14 protein-coding genes and 1 riboswitch are annotated in these 16563 nt (G+C 55.3%); of the genes, 10 read left to right on the top strand and 4 right to left on the bottom strand.

Annotated features, from left to right (window positions below; genetic code table 11):
- Positions 1-245 precede the first annotated feature (245 nt).
- A complete protein-coding gene (locus AC2TDA_RS15750; RefSeq protein WP_480847283.1) occupies positions 246-734 on the bottom strand; it encodes an Lrp/AsnC family transcriptional regulator in 489 nt (162 codons plus the stop codon).
- A 101-nt stretch (positions 735-835) separates the two neighbouring features.
- Between AC2TDA_RS15750 and AC2TDA_RS15745 the strand changes: the two genes are divergently transcribed.
- The 3 genes from AC2TDA_RS15745 (at position 836) to AC2TDA_RS15735 (ending at position 3455) form a co-directional block, all read left to right on the top strand.
- Positions 836-1846, top strand: a complete 1011-nt coding sequence (locus AC2TDA_RS15745) for a pyridoxal-phosphate dependent enzyme (protein ID WP_480847285.1) — start codon at positions 836-838, stop codon at positions 1844-1846.
- Positions 1839-2963: an amidohydrolase gene (locus AC2TDA_RS15740; RefSeq protein ID WP_480879625.1), complete on the top strand. Its 1125-nt coding sequence runs from the start codon at positions 1839-1841 to the stop codon at positions 2961-2963. The genes AC2TDA_RS15745 and AC2TDA_RS15740 overlap by 8 nt, the downstream gene beginning before the upstream one ends.
- Before the next feature lie 153 nt (positions 2964-3116).
- Entirely contained in the window at positions 3117-3455 is a 339-nt protein-coding gene (locus AC2TDA_RS15735) for a DUF1428 domain-containing protein (RefSeq protein WP_480896868.1), read from the top strand.
- Between the two features lie 292 nt (positions 3456-3747).
- On the opposite strand, the gene AC2TDA_RS15730 is transcribed toward AC2TDA_RS15735, so the two are convergent.
- Positions 3748-4053: an alkyl sulfatase C-terminal domain-containing protein gene (locus AC2TDA_RS15730; RefSeq protein ID WP_480879624.1), complete on the bottom strand. Its 306-nt coding sequence runs from the start codon at positions 4051-4053 to the stop codon at positions 3748-3750.
- Positions 4054-4617: 564 nt separating this feature from the next.
- Between AC2TDA_RS15730 and AC2TDA_RS15725 the strand changes: the two genes are divergently transcribed.
- Positions 4618-6675 carry an adenylate/guanylate cyclase domain-containing protein gene (locus AC2TDA_RS15725; RefSeq protein ID WP_480879623.1) on the top strand — a complete coding sequence of 686 codons (2058 nt, stop codon included), beginning with the start codon at positions 4618-4620 and terminating at the stop codon, positions 6673-6675.
- Between the two features lie 312 nt (positions 6676-6987).
- Here AC2TDA_RS15725 and AC2TDA_RS15720 read toward each other — a convergent pair whose 3' ends face one another.
- Positions 6988-7671 (bottom strand): energy-coupling factor ABC transporter permease, encoded by a 684-nt coding sequence (locus AC2TDA_RS15720; RefSeq protein ID WP_480847292.1) that lies wholly within the window; start codon positions 7669-7671, stop codon positions 6988-6990.
- A 77-nt stretch (positions 7672-7748) separates the two neighbouring features.
- Positions 7749-7961, bottom strand: a riboswitch (cobalamin riboswitch).
- A 214-nt stretch (positions 7962-8175) separates the two neighbouring features.
- Here AC2TDA_RS15720 and AC2TDA_RS15715 point away from each other — a divergent pair.
- Positions 8176-8838, top strand: a complete 663-nt coding sequence (locus AC2TDA_RS15715; protein ID WP_480879621.1) for a L,D-transpeptidase — start codon at positions 8176-8178, stop codon at positions 8836-8838.
- Positions 8839-8887: 49 nt separating this feature from the next.
- On the opposite strand, the gene AC2TDA_RS15710 is transcribed toward AC2TDA_RS15715, so the two are convergent.
- Complete coding sequence (locus AC2TDA_RS15710; protein ID WP_480879619.1) at positions 8888-9160, bottom strand: hypothetical protein; 273 nt, start codon at positions 9158-9160, stop codon at positions 8888-8890.
- Positions 9161-9343: 183 nt separating this feature from the next.
- Between AC2TDA_RS15710 and AC2TDA_RS15705 the strand changes: the two genes are divergently transcribed.
- The 5 genes from AC2TDA_RS15705 (at position 9344) to cphA (ending at position 16554) form a co-directional block, all read left to right on the top strand.
- The gene (locus tag AC2TDA_RS15705; RefSeq protein WP_480879617.1) at positions 9344-11698 is read left to right on the top strand and encodes a heavy metal translocating P-type ATPase; all 2355 of its coding nucleotides are present in this window, start codon (positions 9344-9346) and stop codon (positions 11696-11698) included.
- A 177-nt stretch (positions 11699-11875) separates the two neighbouring features.
- Positions 11876-12304 carry a MerR family transcriptional regulator gene (locus AC2TDA_RS15700; protein ID WP_480879616.1) on the top strand — a complete coding sequence of 143 codons (429 nt, stop codon included), beginning with the start codon at positions 11876-11878 and terminating at the stop codon, positions 12302-12304.
- A 276-nt stretch (positions 12305-12580) separates the two neighbouring features.
- On the top strand, positions 12581-12757 hold the full coding sequence (locus tag AC2TDA_RS15695; RefSeq protein WP_480879615.1) for a hypothetical protein: 177 nt from the start codon (positions 12581-12583) through the stop codon (positions 12755-12757).
- Between the two features lie 83 nt (positions 12758-12840).
- The gene (locus AC2TDA_RS15690) at positions 12841-13737 is read left to right on the top strand and encodes a cyanophycinase (RefSeq protein WP_480879614.1); all 897 of its coding nucleotides are present in this window, start codon (positions 12841-12843) and stop codon (positions 13735-13737) included.
- A gap of 15 nt (positions 13738-13752) precedes the next feature.
- Positions 13753-16554, top strand: a complete 2802-nt coding sequence (gene cphA / locus AC2TDA_RS15685; protein ID WP_480879613.1) for a cyanophycin synthetase — start codon at positions 13753-13755, stop codon at positions 16552-16554.
- The last annotated feature ends 9 nt before the right edge of the window (positions 16555-16563 follow it).

The following is a 16563-nucleotide window of genomic DNA, read 5'->3' as shown; positions in this document are numbered from 1 at the left end:
AAGCAGATCCGTCTGTGCCTGAGATAGAGTGCCAACCCAAAGTGCCATCCACGAAAGAACAAACGGCGAAATCCTCCACAATCCCACGTTCACCGAAAATCTCGCTGGAATTGAGTAATCTATTACTCGAGGCCGTCCGGCATTGGTGCGCCTCGGGGCGGCATTGCCAACTTGTCATCGTAGCGAGAATTTCGGTGAGCTAGCCCAATGGAAAGACATCACATGATCTGTAGTTTTCCCTATGTTTACTGGGCCGGGCTTGAGGGGTTGGCCTCATTCGCAGGAATTGGCAGCTGCAGACTGACCTTTTTGCGCCCCATGACAACCGAAGTCCGGAACCGCCTGACATTTGAATTGTCAAAGAACAGACGCTTTGTGAGCGCTTCAAAGTCTTCCATGTCGATGGCGGTGCAGATCAGACAAAAATCCGCTTCTCCCGTCACGTAGTAGCATTGCTGTACCATCGGTTCAGACTGGATGCGTCGGCTGAACGCATCAATCTGCTCCTGACGCTCTCGTTCAAGCTCGACCATCACAATGAACGCCATGGGTACGCCGATTTTCTTCGCATCGATGACGGCCACTTCACGTGAGATTGTGCCAGTTTCGCGCAGAGCCTTCAGCCGCCTTTGAACAGACGCCACCGACAGTCCTGTCTCGGCCGCCAACCCCTCTAGCCCACGCCTCGTGTCTGTTTGCATAAGGTTCAAAAGTTGTGCGTCATACTTGTCCATTTCAGGAAACTCCGATTTACAGCCGGTTAGTGAGAAAGTTTCTCGCAATATGGCACTCTGGCGATCGATTGCGATCAGATCATTTCGGTAGTCTCGCTGCTATGGAACAGAGAATCGTACTAAACCCGGAAAAACCGCGCTCGCTGTGGCGTACAAGCTCACTATATAAACCGACTCCGCTGGATAGTGTCGAATTTCGCGGCAGATCTTTGCTGATCAAAGATGAGACCGCGCGCATGGGCTTGGGTGCGTTCAAAGCGCTTGGTGGTATTTACGCAGTAGCGCAGATGATCGCCAATAAGGCCGGAGTCGGGTCCGATCAAAAATCTTATGACAGTGACGCCTATCGTCGGACGGCGAATGAGATGACATTTGTTTGTGCCAGTGCGGGCAATCATGGAATGGCCGTCGCGGCGGGTGCGAAACTGTTCGGAGCCAATGCTCGCATCCATTTGTCAGAAACCGTCCCGAAAGCGTTTGCCGCGATGTTAAGCGAACAGGGCGCCGAAATCATCCGATCCGGTCATGATTACGAGGCCAGTGTTGCGGCTGCAATATTGGACGCGGAAGACAGCGGTGCGGTTCATTTGGCCGATGGTTCCTGGCCTGGTTACAGCGAACCTCCGCGTCTGGTTATGGAGGGATATACCATCATGGCCGAAGAGATGCGCCAAACGTTCGAGGCGACAGGAGAATGGCCAAGTCACGTGTATTTGCAGGCAGGTGTTGGAGGGCTCGCAGCTGCGGTTGCCTACATGATCCGCAATTCGTGGTCCGTGCAGCCCCGCATTCTTGTGGTAGAGCCAGAGGCAGCGCCGTGTCTTCGCGATAGCGCCAAGGCCGGGCACACGGTGACGGTTGCCGGTCCGCAATCAAATATGGGTCGACTTGATTGCAAAACACCGTCGATGCTTGCCTTTGAAATTTTGCGTGAAGCCGCTGACGAATGGCTGATTGTAACCGATACCATGGCGACAGAAGCGGTGGGCGCAGCCAAAGAGATGGGTTACTCTACGACTCCATCCGGTGCTGCGGGATTGGCAGCTTGCCTGTCGGCCGACGCTTCTACACCGTTGGTTATTTTGTCTGAACAGGGACTGGAAGATGGTTGATCTGAAGGCGTTCCGCCGTGATCTGCATATGCACCCGGAGATTGGTTTTGATCTGGACCGGACTTCTAACCTAATCGCTGATCATCTTGAAGCTGCCGGTCTGGAGGTGGTTCGGGGTATCGGTAAATCCGGCTTGGTTGCCACGTTGCGCCGCGGGTCTTCCGAGAATGGCATAGGCCTTCGCGCTGACATGGACGCGTTGCCCATTGAAGAGGCGAATGAGTTTGGGCATCGCTCGACTGTTTCGGGCAAGTTTCACGGCTGTGGGCACGACGGACACAGCACAATGCTGATGGGTGCCGCTTTGGCTTTGGCAAAGGAAACCGCCCTGAATCGAACCGTTCACTTCATATTCCAGCCAAACGAGGAAAACGGTCTGGGTGCGGCTGCGATGATCAATGACGGCCTTTTTGACCGGTTCCCGATGAGTGCGATCTATGGCCTTCACAACATGCCGGGCATGGAGGTTGGATCTTTCGCGACGCAGTCCGGACCATTTTGCGCTTTTGAAGATAATTTTGAGATTGTCATTCAAGGACGCGGAGGACACGCCTCGATGCCCGAGAAAGGTGTTGATCCGATTGTCGTTGGTAGCGCTGTTGTGTTGCAATTGCAGACAATTGTGTCTCGCAACTTGCCACCAAGCGAGCATGCGGTGGTGTCGATAACCGAGTTTGTCACAGACGGCGCCCGAAACATCCTGCCGAGCAAAGTGACGATCAAGGGCGATTGCCGGGGTTTTTTAACGGACGTATCGGGAGTGATCGAAGCCCGCATGCGCGCTATTGTCGAAGGCGTCTGCCAGGCGCAGGGCGCAACAGGTCATGTCAGCTATTCAACGTCTTTCCAGCCGCTGGTGAATGAGGCCAAGGAGACCGATGCGATAGCAAAAGCAGCGCAGTTGGTCGGGTCGGTTGACGCAAACTATGGGCGTGTCGGGTTTTCTGAAGATTTCGCCGAGTTCCTGAAACACCGGCCGGGTGCATTTGTCCTTATGGGAAATGGAACCCAAGGGCACAATGCTGCACCTCTGCATAATCCATCTTATGATTTCAACGATGAAGCAATTGAGGCTGGGGTGGATTTCTGGTGCCACATTGCCAGATCTGCTGAGTAGTCAGTAACGTGGCCCAGGTCCGCTAGACACAGTGAACATGTGCGGGGGCTTGGGTGCCTGAGCGCGAAGCGGCATGCCTAAAGGCGTCGGGGCAAATTTATGCTAAACTCTCGGGATTGAAATCATCAGGAGGGTGAAGAATTGGCGTGGATCATGGCATATGCCGGGGCGGTACCAACGGAAAAGAAAGCGGAGCACCAGGCGCACGCCGCGCGAATGGCGAAGATTTTCCGAAAGCACGGTGCACAGCGAGTCGTCGAAACGTGGGGTGGTGCAGTTCCCCCCGGCGAGGTTACTTCGTTCCCGCTGGCCGTGCAGGCCGGCCCAGATGAGACGGTCGTGATGGGATGGCAGGAATGGCCCGATCAGGCGACACAGGAAGCGAGATTTGCAGAAGCCATGCAGGACCCAGAGATGGGCGACATGAAGGATGTTCCTATCAACGGAAAGACAATTATTTTTGCGGGGTTCGAGGTTCTGACCGACGTCTGAAATCTCTAAACGCTCCAGACAAGTAGACTAGCGTTTTTTATAAAGGTGGTTTCCAGTCAGTATCCTGCGCAGCCTTTTCCGGCCTACCATGTAGAATGAGACAGTCTGTCATAAGGGTCGATTACACGGCGTGCGGGAATAGTCTCAGGTCAACGCGCATTCGTCGAAGGGAAACAACGTTTACGGTCATCGCTGCAGTTCTGTTCCGAATTGGAACCACCTGGATTGCAATTGGGTTAGGAGTGGCTCAGGGCAGGTTTGCCCCGCGCCATTTTCTGTCAGGCGATCCGACTTAGCCCCCGTTTGAGTTGGCCAGTGGTGGCTGTGCGAAATCATTGGCTGGCGGCGTCAGGTCATGCCCGCTGGTGCCCGGCATCAGCTCAAAGCCCAAATCAAACTGATCCAGAGTTGAGGCCAACTGCGCCAAGACCTCGGCGTTCCCCTCCGCCTGTACGGTACCATCGGCCAACATGTCGGTCAGCTTGCGCTCACCGGTCATGGCTTTCTCCAGATCGGCACGGTTCAAGCTGATTGACAGGTCGGTTTTTTTGGGACACACCTTTGGCGCGCCGCGCTGAATGGCAAACTTGGAAACCATCCAAGCGCTCAGTTGGCTCTGGAAAAATTGTTGACGCTTCACCCGGGCTTTAAAGCGAAAGCACCTGATATCCTGTCTGTCTGGCAATTGGACGCAGAGTTTCAACGGAATCTGATGGCTGGTCTGCAAATGGCTGGGCTGTCTGAGCGCTGACCAATCCTCCAGAATCCGACGATGAGGTTTTCTGTATCGTGGTGGCAACGCCAAAGGCCAATGAAATTAGCGGCCTCACGCGGATTCAATTTTTTTCTAGGTTGGGAAGATTGACCCTGCGGCCTGCGCTATGCTGGCTGTCGGCAGTGTGCCAATGTCCGCTATATGAATCATGATCAAGGCAGATCCGTGAATGTTAACGCTTTTCCATAACGTTCAAGCAAGTCGGCATTTCACTTGCTCAGCGTTTTCGTCTGAATATGCGGGCTTGTTGCACCTTGCTGTAAGAGCGTCAAACCGGCAATACCAATTGCCTTCGCCAGACGTTTATGGAAGCGCGCCAAAGGGATTTGAATTGACTGATTGGCTGTCTAATCGGCTACCACCGGCACTAAATGATAAGGGGCTACCATGCGTGTCAGCGTAGGGATCGCAGTAACAATCCTCGTTGCCCTGTCAATCGGCGTGTCGACCTTCGTTGTGCATTCGCTGTGGTGGACAACTGCGCGTGAAAACAGTCGGATGCTTGCGGCTGAAATCAATAGCCAGATCGCCAATACTGTTCGAATCGAAGTCGGACTGACACTCAGTTCGGCTGAGGCCGCCTGGGCCGCTGTACGCACCATCTTTGTCCAGAATGTCATAGCAACGCGACAAGCCGACAAAAGAGAGTTTGTCTTTCTGTCGCAGTTGCAGGCCCAACCCAATATTTCGTGGATTATGTTCGGTTGGCCCGACGGGAATTATTTTGCCGCACACCGCCTCGGCGATGGTGGACTGGAAATGATTGAAATCGACAGCGAGATCCGAGATCGGATGCTGCGCCGGGACCGCTACATCTTCATTCCCGGCGACATCCAGTTTGAAGAACGGAACTTCACGCCTACAACCTACGACCCGCGTGATCACGCGTGGTTTGGAAATTCGATTGGGCGTGACTCGCCAGATTGGATCGAAGCTCGTGACTTACCAGGCAGCCAGAAGACAGTTTACGCTTTTGCCGGGCCAGTCGATGTGAACCGTAGACGGCAGGGTGTTTTGGCAGTTGTCATCGAAACTGATCGGCTGTCCCGATTCCTTGGCACGTTGCGGCCAGGCGAATTTGGCGCCGCGTTTATCCTTGATGCAGACGGGAAGGTGATTGCTGCTCCTGATCCGGATGCTGATGAGGTTACGCCCGCTCGGATGGGTGAAGGTGAGCTTTACGAGGTTGCTAAAAAGTCCGGCGAGCAATTGTTGGGTAAGTCCGGCGCGCGCGTCTCGATGAATTCAACCACAAGAATTGTCAATGAGGGCGTCCCCTATGCGGTGGCACTGACGCCTCTAGGCTTTTATGGTTGGCGCGTTGCTACGGTCATTCCGGAAGCAGCGTTCCTGTCAGGTATCGATAAAACGTTGGTGCGCCTGATTTACGTTCTTGTTGGAGTCGTTATTGGGGCCATCGGTTTGGCTATCTGGCTTGTCAGGCGGGTTGTATCGACACCATTGGCGGATATCGTCGAAGATCTGAACAAGGTCGAACGCTTTGACATCGAGCAGATTTCAAGCCGCCCGTCCAGATTGTCGGAACTTGCCAACCTTTCTGCCGCGACTGCAAACATGGCTGCCGGTCTTTCTGCTTTCCGCAAATACGTACCCACTGACCTTGTACGGACCTTGGTTTCAGAAGGCATCAACACTCAGCCCGGCGGGGAGATGAAACAGATATCGGTTTTGTTTTGTGACGTTGCCGGTTTTACAGGTCTGTCCGAAAGGCTTGGACCCCAGATTGTAGAACTGATGGAGCCTTTCTTTGACGCCGCTTCGTCTGCCATCGCTCGTAACGACGGTACGATCGACAAGTTTATGGGCGACGCTGTCATGGCGTTCTGGGGCGCTCCGCGACAGGATTCCAATCACGCCGAGAACGCTTGTCGCGCCGCGCTGGATCTCGTCGCTGCGGTTGCAGAAACCGATATCAGGGACGATACGGGAAGCGCTTTACGCGTGCGCATTGGACTGAACAGTGGCGAGGCGCTGGTCGGAAACATCGGCTCTGAGCAGCGGCTAAACTACACGGCAATCGGTGATGTTGTGAACGTTGCCAGCCGCTTGGAAGGCGCTAATAAAGCATATGACACATCGATCCTGATTGGCCCGGAAACGCGGCGGGCGGCGGGCGACGCGGTTATCGCAAGGCAATTGGACACCCTGGCTGTTTTTGGGCGAACCGGTGGCCTCGTTATATTTGAGTTGATCGCGATGGCCGATAGTTTCGACAAGTCTCACACCTGGATTGAGCACTATGAACAGGGGCTAACCTACTATCGGAACAGAAAATTTGAACAGGCGATCTCTGCATTTGAGGCGGCTGAAAATGAGCGTGGTGGAGATCCTGCCTCTGCGGTCATGAAAAGGCGCGCATCCGCCTTCCTGGATGCGCCTCCGCCGGACGACTGGATAGGCGTCGCGATCGCCGACACGAAGTGACCCAGCGAAGATCAGGTCTCATTTTGGCGCCCGGATGATCGCGATGCTAGCCGCTCGTTCGACCACCGTAGCTGGGAAAAAGCGGTTTAAATCCGCCATCTCGGCTTGTCACGGCCAGAACTTGGTTGTGTAAGCACTTCCGGGGTTTTCATCCGACGCTTACAGATAAGATTCCAGGGCTGTGAGCTTTGGGTTCTAGATTTATCGAAGCCGCAGTATTAGCGCATCGAGGTAAAGGTTGTGCCCAACCACTACGGGAGTTGAATACACAACCTTAGACGGCGCTTGTATCAGCGCCGCCGTTTTCTGAGGTCAAGCTTGAGCAGCGTTGTAAAGGCGCGGAGTCACAAGGCCTGTGCCGTTCAGTCCGCGAGCAGCTTTGGCCGCTGCCAGCACCGCTAGATCAACCAGCGGCTCGATGATGATGACAAGCATATAAGCACCACCGAAAGTCAGCACAGAGGCCATGGTCTCAGCGCCGAACCCCTGGCCATAGAAAGCCCAGAAAGCGACCCAGGCAACTACTCCGCCCTGATAGGCGCTGCTCAGCGCCAAAGCCTGACTGTACTTCAGATCAACATAAGCGGTACCCGGCGCGATGATACGCTTGGCCAGCGCCTGTAGCGCGAACAGCGGTACCAGCAATGTCGTCAGGTTGATGAAGTATTGCGGCAAATCGAACGGAGCAAAGAAAACGCCCTGAATCAGAAGCCCAGCTGCGAGGCCAAATGCCGCCGGTGCTGCACCCAACAGCAGGAACAGGGTGGAGCCGAGGATGAAATGGACTTCGGAAACACCAACTGGAAAATGCGGCAGGATCTCGAAAAATAGAAAAACACCAATTGTGGCGAGTGCGGAGCGCATGGCAAAAGACGCAAGACCATTTGCCCGCAGTGTGCTGAAGGTCTCCTTGGCGGCGTATGTGGCAGCCCCGGCGGCAGTTGCGTAAGACAGCACAATTTTGGCACCGTTTACGATGCCCGGTTCGATATGCATAAGTTCTCTCCCTGCCGCCTCACCCGGCGGCTGTTCAGGTCGCACCGGCAATTGATTCCGGCAATTAAGGTTTGGGCATCGCCCGATGTTAAACGGCAGGTCTCCTGACTCGCGGGTTACTGCTAAACCAACCTTCCCGGCCCGGTTTGGGGTCAGTGGTCTTTTGGCGTCGCTCTCCGCTCACAGTTGCGGGGGCAGTTACGGATTTGACACGTTTGGATGCGCCGCACCGTATTCCCTTTTAATCCCTTCGATTTTAGCCGCTGGGAACCGTAAACGAGAAACGGCTACAACGGACACATTGCTCCTGTCAATGAGGCCAGAGCTTTAGTTGCCGACTTTATTTAAAGGGGTAAAATGGGTGCAAATTAACCCATAGTCGGTCCAAAATTTTAAGTGCTGCCGGAAGCCTCTTGATACTCTGGGCGCCAGAGGAGTTAAATTTCACCAGTGGTTGCTGGAGCGAGTAGCCAGCCCGCCATGATTGGAGATCAGGATCGGAAAATGCTGACGAGACGCCATTTCATCCAGACGAGCATTGCACTGTTTTCGGCTTCGGTATCCAGCCCGGTTGTGGCCACTACCTGGCCAACCGTTTCGCAAAAGGCGGCCTGGGACGCCGCGATTACCCCACCGGGTTACAATCCGGCCACGTCCAACCCTTGGGGGGTGCATGAGCGTTTCCTGCCGCGAAGGGTTGTTGCAAATGACGGCCTTGTAGCTGGTGACATCCACGTGGACGCTGTTGCACGCTACCTTTACCATATCGAACAGGGTGGTACGGCGATGCGCTATGGCGTTGCCATTGCGCGCGGAGATTTATACGAACCTGGTACTTATGACATCCGCCGAAAGGTGAAATGGCCCCATTGGACGCCAACGGCTTCGATGATTGAGCGCAATCCGGAATACGCGCAGTACAGGAATGGTATGGAGCCGGGCCCGAACAATGCACTTGGTTCCCGAGCGTTCTACCTATTCGTCGGCAACCGCGATACTTACTTAAGGATTCACGGCACACCGCAACCCAAGAGCATTGGAGGTCGCGCGAGTTCTGGATGCGTCCGCATGATTATGGCCCATATTAACGATCTCTATCCGAATGTTAAAACCGGCTCGACGGCTTACCTGTATTCCGCCGAGAACAGAGTTAGCGCGCGGACTTAAACGACAACAACACTAGGGCAGCGTCAGCAATCCATGACCAGCGTGAAGGTCAGGCTTCACGCGCAACGCAGATCGGACCGCCGTTAGTTGCGCGCAAAGGTAACAGGGTTGTTTCCACAGGTCCGCGGTGTTCGTACCAAAAACAATTGTCCTGCGGCAAAAGACGCGCGGACGCCAAATCCTGTCCGGGTGCGGCCAAGGCCTCAACCGATTCAGGGATTTTTCCAATCTTGGTGGTTGAAGCACCAGTTCCGGACAATTGAGCGGAGCATCCAGCCGTGACTGAAAGCATCGCGATGATGGTCGCAAATTGTTTCTGCATGCGGACAGTCCGTCTTTGATCTTGATTCGTTTATAAAAAGGTCGCATCCGCCGGGATCAGTCGCAAGCCGCGATGGTCTTTCTTTGGAATGGAGACTGTTCAAAAAAATCGAAATTGGTCTTGAACCTCTAGTTGCTGCAGGTCCTATCTACCGAAGACCACAAAGAGACGTGAGGTCCATTCATGCCATCCGATAGCTGCCTTCCCGATAACACTCGTGCTGATGTCCAAGATACTTGCCAGCCCCAACAGTGCTGCGGCGGCGGGGCAGGCGAGGATGTCGTGCAGTCCGGATCAGCGCCTATAAATGGGAGAAGTTTTCAAATCTCGGGTCTGGACTGCGCTGAAGAAGTGGCAATCCTGAACCGGGTTGTGGGTCCGAAAGTTGGCGGAACCGAACATATCGCCTTTGATGTCATCAATGGCCGGATGACTTTGCTCGAGAGCGCGGGCAATATCTCGAACGACGAGGTCATGCAGTTGGTTGCTAGCACTGGGATGAGTGCAAAGCTCTGGAACGACGATGATGCAGCCCAGATTCAGGCGGCGCATATTGCCCGCCAGCGGCGGTTCACCGCTCTCAGCGGTGGGTTCTGGGCAGCGGGATTCACGTGGCACATCTTCGAGACTGGTATGGGCGGAGTGTTTGGTCTGTTCTCGGGGCACGCAGATGTAAAGATGCCATTGCCCGAGGCAGCCTTGTTTGCGGCCGCAATCCTGTTCGGTGTCTGGCTCGTGGCGCCCAAGGCTTGGTCTTCACTGCGACGGCTCTCGCCTGACATGAACCTGTTGATGGTGGTGGCTGTCTGTGGCGCAATTGGTCTTGGCGAATATTTCGAAGCGGCAACGGTTGCCTTTTTCTTTTCGCTTTCGCTCTACCTGGAAAGCTGGAGCGTTGGTCGTGCGCGTAAAGCGGTATCAGCGCTTCTGGATCTGGCACCGCCCACAGCACGTGTTATTCGCACCGATGGCCGCGAAGTGACAATTCCCGCGGCAGAGGTTGCTATCGGCGAACACTTCATCGTGCGCGGAGGCGACCGAGTTCCGCTTGATGGCGAAGTTATCGACGGTACCGGGGCTGTCGATCAGGCTCCGATTACCGGCGAAAGTGCACCAGTCCCGAAGGAGACAGGCGACGAGGTATATGCCGGCACCATAAATGGCGAAGGCACACTCAAAGTGCGCGCATCAAAAATTGCGTCTGACACCGTTTTGGCCAAGATCATCCGCATGGTTGGCGATGCGCAAGCCCGCCGTGCACCGGTCGAGCAATGGGTTACAAAATTTGCTCGCGTCTATACGCCTATCGTGATGATCCTCGCAGTTGCCATTGCCCTGATCCCGCCGCTTGTCTTGGGAGCATCATGGGGCTTCTGGTTTTACAACGCGCTTGTTCTTTTGGTCATCGCTTGTCCGTGTGCGTTGGTGATCTCTACGCCGGTTTCTATCGTTTCGGCGTTGACCGCATCGGCCCGGGCCGGGGTGCTGATCAAAGGCGGGGCCTATATCGAAGCGCCCGGCCGCACCACGGCTCTGGCAATGGACAAGACCGGGACAATTACGATGGGCGAACCCGAAGTGGCGCATATCCATCCTTTGGGAGGCGCGTCCGCGGCTGATCTGCTGAGCAGAGCGGCCAGCCTCGAGGTACGGTCCTCGCATCCGCTGGCACGCGCCATCCTGGCAAGAGCAGAGGTAGAAGGTATTTCCGTGTCCGCGGCAGATGACACCCGTACTGTGCCCGGCCGAGGCCTCGAAGGCCGTTTGGATGGCCGTTCAATTTGGCTCGGCTCCGATCGTTTTGCTATCGAAAAAGGACATGGCCACGAAATCCCATCAGATCTGCGTCACCGTTTGGAAAGCGCCGGTAGCACGCTTGTAGTTGTCGGCGATGAGGCTGGGATCGTCGGCATCCTAGAGATACGAGACCGAATTCGACCCGAGGTCAGAGGCATTGTGGCGCAGCTTCATGCACGGGGCGTGACGTCAATCATCATGCTTACAGGCGATAACGAGCGAACAGCGCTGGCGGTAGCGGCAGAGGTCGGTATCGATGAAGTGCGCGCCGAGCTTTTGCCCGAAGATAAGGTTATGGCGATTGAAGAGCTGGCCGCACGCCATGAGATGGTTGCCATGATCGGTGACGGTGTAAACGATGCACCGGCAATGGCGCGGTCGCACTATGCCATCGCCATGGGAGCAATTGGCTCTGACGCGGCGATTGAAACGGCGGACATTGCTTTAATGACAGACGACATTGGCAAAGTTCCATGGCTCATTGACCATTCTCGTCGAACCATGGCGGTCATTCGGCAGAACATCGGGTTTTCACTGGCGACAAAGGCGTTGTTTGTTGTGCTGGCCGGGTTTGGTGTGGCATCGATGTGGGGCGCCATTGCTGCAGATGTCGGTGTTTCCCTGCTTGTCGTTGCCAATGCCCTGCGGCTCTTAAAAACTGGCAATGGTCTGGCTGACCTGACGGATGCTCAAATGTCTGGTGCTCAAACCACCCAAAACGCGTTAGTTCACGGTGGATGAAGTGGAACAGCAGTTCGAGGGCCGCCAGATTGACAAGACTCGGTTGGCCACCAACGATGCAGGATCCTGTTGCGACCGGAAATATGTCGGGAGGCCAAGGGTTTTTCGTTAGTCCGTTTCCCTTGCGGGTATTTGCCATAAATCCTACAGAAACTGTAACTTTGAATGGAGGTGCATTTGCTCACAATTGGCACCCTTGGGAAAAAGACAGGGACCAAGGTACAGACGATACGCTATTACGAGCAGATCGGACTGATGCCCGAGCCGGGAAGAACCGAAGGCGGCCAGCGGCGTTATAGCAATACCGATCTGGACCGTCTGGCATTTATCCGGCATGCACGTCAGCTGGGCTTTTCGCTTGAGGCGATCCGCGAACTACTGGATCTGTCCGACGAACCAAATCGTCCGTGCGACGAAGCCGACAGTATTGCGCGTCGACAGCTGAAGCAGGTTGAGCAAAGACTGGAGCGCCTCGAAGCGCTACGCACCGAACTGAAGCGCATGGTACGCGAGTGTAGCGGCGGGAACACTGCCGAGTGTCGTGTTCTTGAGGTCTTGCGGGACCATTCCGAGTGTCTGACTAACCACGATGAAATAGGTGCCTGACTTCCAAGCACAGTTTAAAAAACCTAAAAAACTATTGATCCTAAAGTCGCTGGAGCAATTACCTATCTCTCCTAAACGATTCGAGGAGAGACTATTGCTTGCCAAAGACCCTCTGTTAGCCACTACGCCTCTTTTGGATTTTGAGGCGTTATCGATTGCAAGTCTCATAGCAGACCGCTGCTGACTTTATCGATGCTTTTTCCGGCATTGGATGGCTCTACGCGTTCGGGTCCTCCGCTCAGGGAAGCTCATAGCGCGTTGCGATTGCGCATTCGCATGAAGATGCAACATGACTTTGGCGGGATCGATGCAAATGTCGAACTACAGGAAACATTCCATTCCGAGTGTCAGAATGCGGAAAGTGGTGCCGATCCGGTGGTTCTTGACGAAAACCCTGCCGTGCGGCATGTGATGCTTCCGGGGGGAAATGGCACGTCCGCAATGGCCAGATAGCCTAGCGCGGCATGTATGAACAGGTTTTAGCGTCCAAGCAGTCCCGGTGGCTGCACGCTCCAGCACCGGAAGGTCTATTAGATATGTGCCCTGCACCCGTTGATGCAGATACCCCGCGCGGGTTTATCATCCCGATCGGAGGCGGTGAAGACCGCGTGAAGGAAATGCAGATTCACCGCAAGTTCGTGGAGCTGTCGGGTGGGGCGGATGCCGATATTGTTGTGATCCCGACGGCTTCGATGCTGGAAGAGACCGGGCCAGACTATAACCGCATTTTTTCCGAGCTCGGCGCGGGCAAAGTCGAGTTCTTGCCCATCTCGCGACGGGCCGATTGCGACAATCCTGATTTTGCCGGGATGCTGGACCGGGCGACCGGTATTTTCATGACGGGCGGCAATCAGTTACGACTTTCGGCGATTCTGGGCGGCACGCTCGTAGCGCAGAAAATCCGCCGCCAGAACGCAGCCGGTGTACCGGTCGCCGGAACGTCTGCGGGTGCCTCGATCATGTCCGAGCATATGGTGGCCGGCGGCAGCAGCAACTCGGCTCCGGCCGAAGGCAATATTACGCTGGCACCTGGCATGGGGCTGACAAACGCGGTCATAATCGACCAACATTTTACCCAGCGAAACCGGCTTGGACGCCTGTTAACGGCATCATCTTTCAATCCTTTTCTGATTGGTCTTGGTATTGATGAAGATACCGCCGCCTTTATCGGCCCCGACAACGTGTTCGAAGTTGTGGGCAGTGGAACGGTCACGGTCGTGGACGCCAGTCAGTTGACTCATTCCTCGATGTGGGACGCTCGGCGGGGCGAGGCGCTGAGCCTTTTGGGTCTTCGGCTTGACGTTCTGGGTGAAGGGTGCCGTTATGACCTGACGGCTCGACAGGCGTTTCCGCCGGATGAGCATGTGGCGTTCTGCACTTTGCCGGATTTATCCGTCGACGAGTCCGCCGAGGGGGGGGAACTGAAAAATTAATAAGCGAGGAGCTACATGAAAATAGTCTCAACCAATGTCTTCGTCGGTCCGAATGTCTGGGCAAGCTTTCCGGTTATACGACACGTCATTGATCTGGGAATATTGGAAGAGTGGCCCTCGGCCCGAATTGGTCCGGAATTCATAGATGCGCTCATCGCTGCGCTTCCTGGATTGGCTGAGCATGGATGCTCCTATCGGGAGCCGGGCGGATTTATCCGCCGTCTGCGTGAGGACGAAGGCACGTGGCTGGGTCATGTGCTGGAGCATTGTGCCATCGAAGTACAGAATGTGGCCGGCTCGGATGTTACCTTTGGCCGAACCCGGGGCACCGGTGAGCCGGGCCAATACAATATGGTTTATGAATATCGCCAGCGCGATGTGGGATTAGCTGCCGGCAAACTGGCGCTTCGGTTGCTGATGCATCTGCTGCCGCAAGACCTGAAGGATCAGGTTGACTACGATTTCGACGGTGAATTCGACTGGGAGGAGGAACTGCGCAGTTTTGTCCTGCGCGCGCAGCGCAAGGAATTCGGCCCTTCAACAGGGTCATTGGTCAAAGCAGCTGAAGAACGCGACATTCCTTGGATTCGCCTGAATGAAGGCTCGTTGGTGCAATTCGGGCATGGCAAGTTTCAGAAACGCATTCAGGCGACGATCACGTCGGAAACCAAACATATCTCGGTTGAAATCTCTTGTGACAAGGAAGACACCCACAATCTGCTGAACGATCTCGGCCTGCCCGTGCCGCAGCAGCGCATGGTTTATTCTGCGCGTGAGGCCATTCGTGCGGCTGAACGGATCGGGCATCCGGTCGTAGTGAAACCGCTAAACGCCAATCACGGGCGTGGCGTTTCGATCAATCTGAATACAGACGAAGAGGTTGAGGCCGGTTTTGCCGAAGCCAAGGAGCATTCCCGCAGCCGTGCCATTCTGGTTGAGAGTTTCATAACCGGGTTCGACCATCGGATGCTGGTGGTGGATAACAAGCTGGTTGCGGTCGCCAAGCGCGTTCCGGGCCACGTAGTTGGCGACGGCAAGCATACGATCGCCGAGCTTGTCGATATCGTAAATCAGGACCCACGCAGAGGTATCGGGCACGAAAAAGTGCTGACCATGCTGGAAATCGACAATCAAGCCAGACGCCTGATGGAAAGCGTGGGCGTAACAGAAGAAACAGTTCTGCCCGACGGCGAGGTTTTCTATCTGCGGTCCACGGCAAACCTGTCTACCGGCGGCACCGCCATCGACCTGACTGATGTTGTCCATCCAGACAATCGCGACATGGCCGAACGCGCAATCATGGCGGTCGGTCTGGACGTGGGTGGCGTTGATTTCCTGATCGACGACATCACCAAGTCTTATAAGGACATCGGAGGAGCAATTGTCGAAGTGAACGCTGCGCCCGGTTTCCGTATGCACGTTGCACCCTCGGAAGGGCAACCGCGTGACGTGGCAGGCAAAGTGATCGACATGCTGTTCCCCGGCAATGAACAGACCCGTATTCCAATCGCCGCGATCACCGGCACCAACGGCAAGACGACCACTTCGCGGATGCTTGGCCACATCATGAAGACCAGCAGCAAAACAGTCGGCATGACCTCGACTGATGGCGTCTATGTTGATGGCAAGCTGAGCGTCAAGGGTGACATGACCGGCCCGAAATCGGCGCAAATCGTCCTGCGTGACCCTATGGTTGATTTTGCCGTGATGGAAACCGCCCGCGGCGGGTTAGTGCGCTCCGGGCTGGGCTACCAACGCTCGAACGTGGCGGCTTGCCTGAATGTTTCGGCGGACCATCTGGGATTGGGTGGCATCAACACGGTTGAAGAACTGGCGGTGGTCAAACGTGTCGTCGTGGAAAGCGCCACCGATACAGCTGTGTTGAATGCCGATGACATCAATTGTCTGAAAATGGCTGATTACGCGAGCGCGGACCAGATTTTCTATGTCACGACCAACCCCGGCCACAGTCTGGTCAAAGAGCACATCAAGGCGGGCGGCAAGGCCATCGTGCTAGAAAAAGGCATGAATGGAGACATGCTGACTATTTACGACAAAGGACTTCATATCCCGGTCCTTTGGTCACATCTGATTCCAGCTACGTTGGAAGGAAAAGCAATCTTCAACGTGCAAAACGCCATGTTCGCCGCCGCGATGGCCTATAGTTTCGGGGTGGATCTGGACAATATTCGACACGGGCTGCGGACTTTCGATACAAGCTACTTCCAGGCACCGGGACGGATGAATGTCTATGACGAGCATCCCTTCAAAGTAATCCTGGATTACGGCCACAACCCGGCCGCCATGCAGGCAATGGCCGCGCTGGCTGATCAGTTGGAAGTCAAAGGTCGCAGGCTGTGCGTGGTATCGATGCCTGGCGACCGGCGAGACGAAGACGTGGCGGATGCCGGTGCCGCTCTGGCAGGACATTTCGATCACTTCATCTGTAAAGCTGACGACCGGCGCCGAGGACGTGGTCATGACGAGATCCCGCAGATGCTGCGGCAAGCACTCATCGGCGGTGGCACCCCGGACACGGCGATTTCGATCATTCCGGATGAAGTTGACGCGGTGAATGCAGCACTCAACATGGCAGCTCCGGGTGATCTTCTTGTGGTATTTGGCGATGATACGACGCGGTGCTGGAAGCAGATCATCTATTTCAATTCGGATGGCGAGCTGACGGAAGCAGAGACAAAGCCGACGGTAATCCCGGGTGACACTTCGTTCGAGGACATGTTCGACAGCGATCAGAGCCTGATCCGGGACGAGCGCGGTGTACGTCTGGCCCGCGAAATCAGTGAAGATGCGGACTGAGCGGGAGCA

The sequence above is a fragment of the Ruegeria sp. HKCCD6426 genome (assembly GCF_057221115.1).
This window is presented reverse-complemented; position numbering and strand designations above follow the sequence as displayed.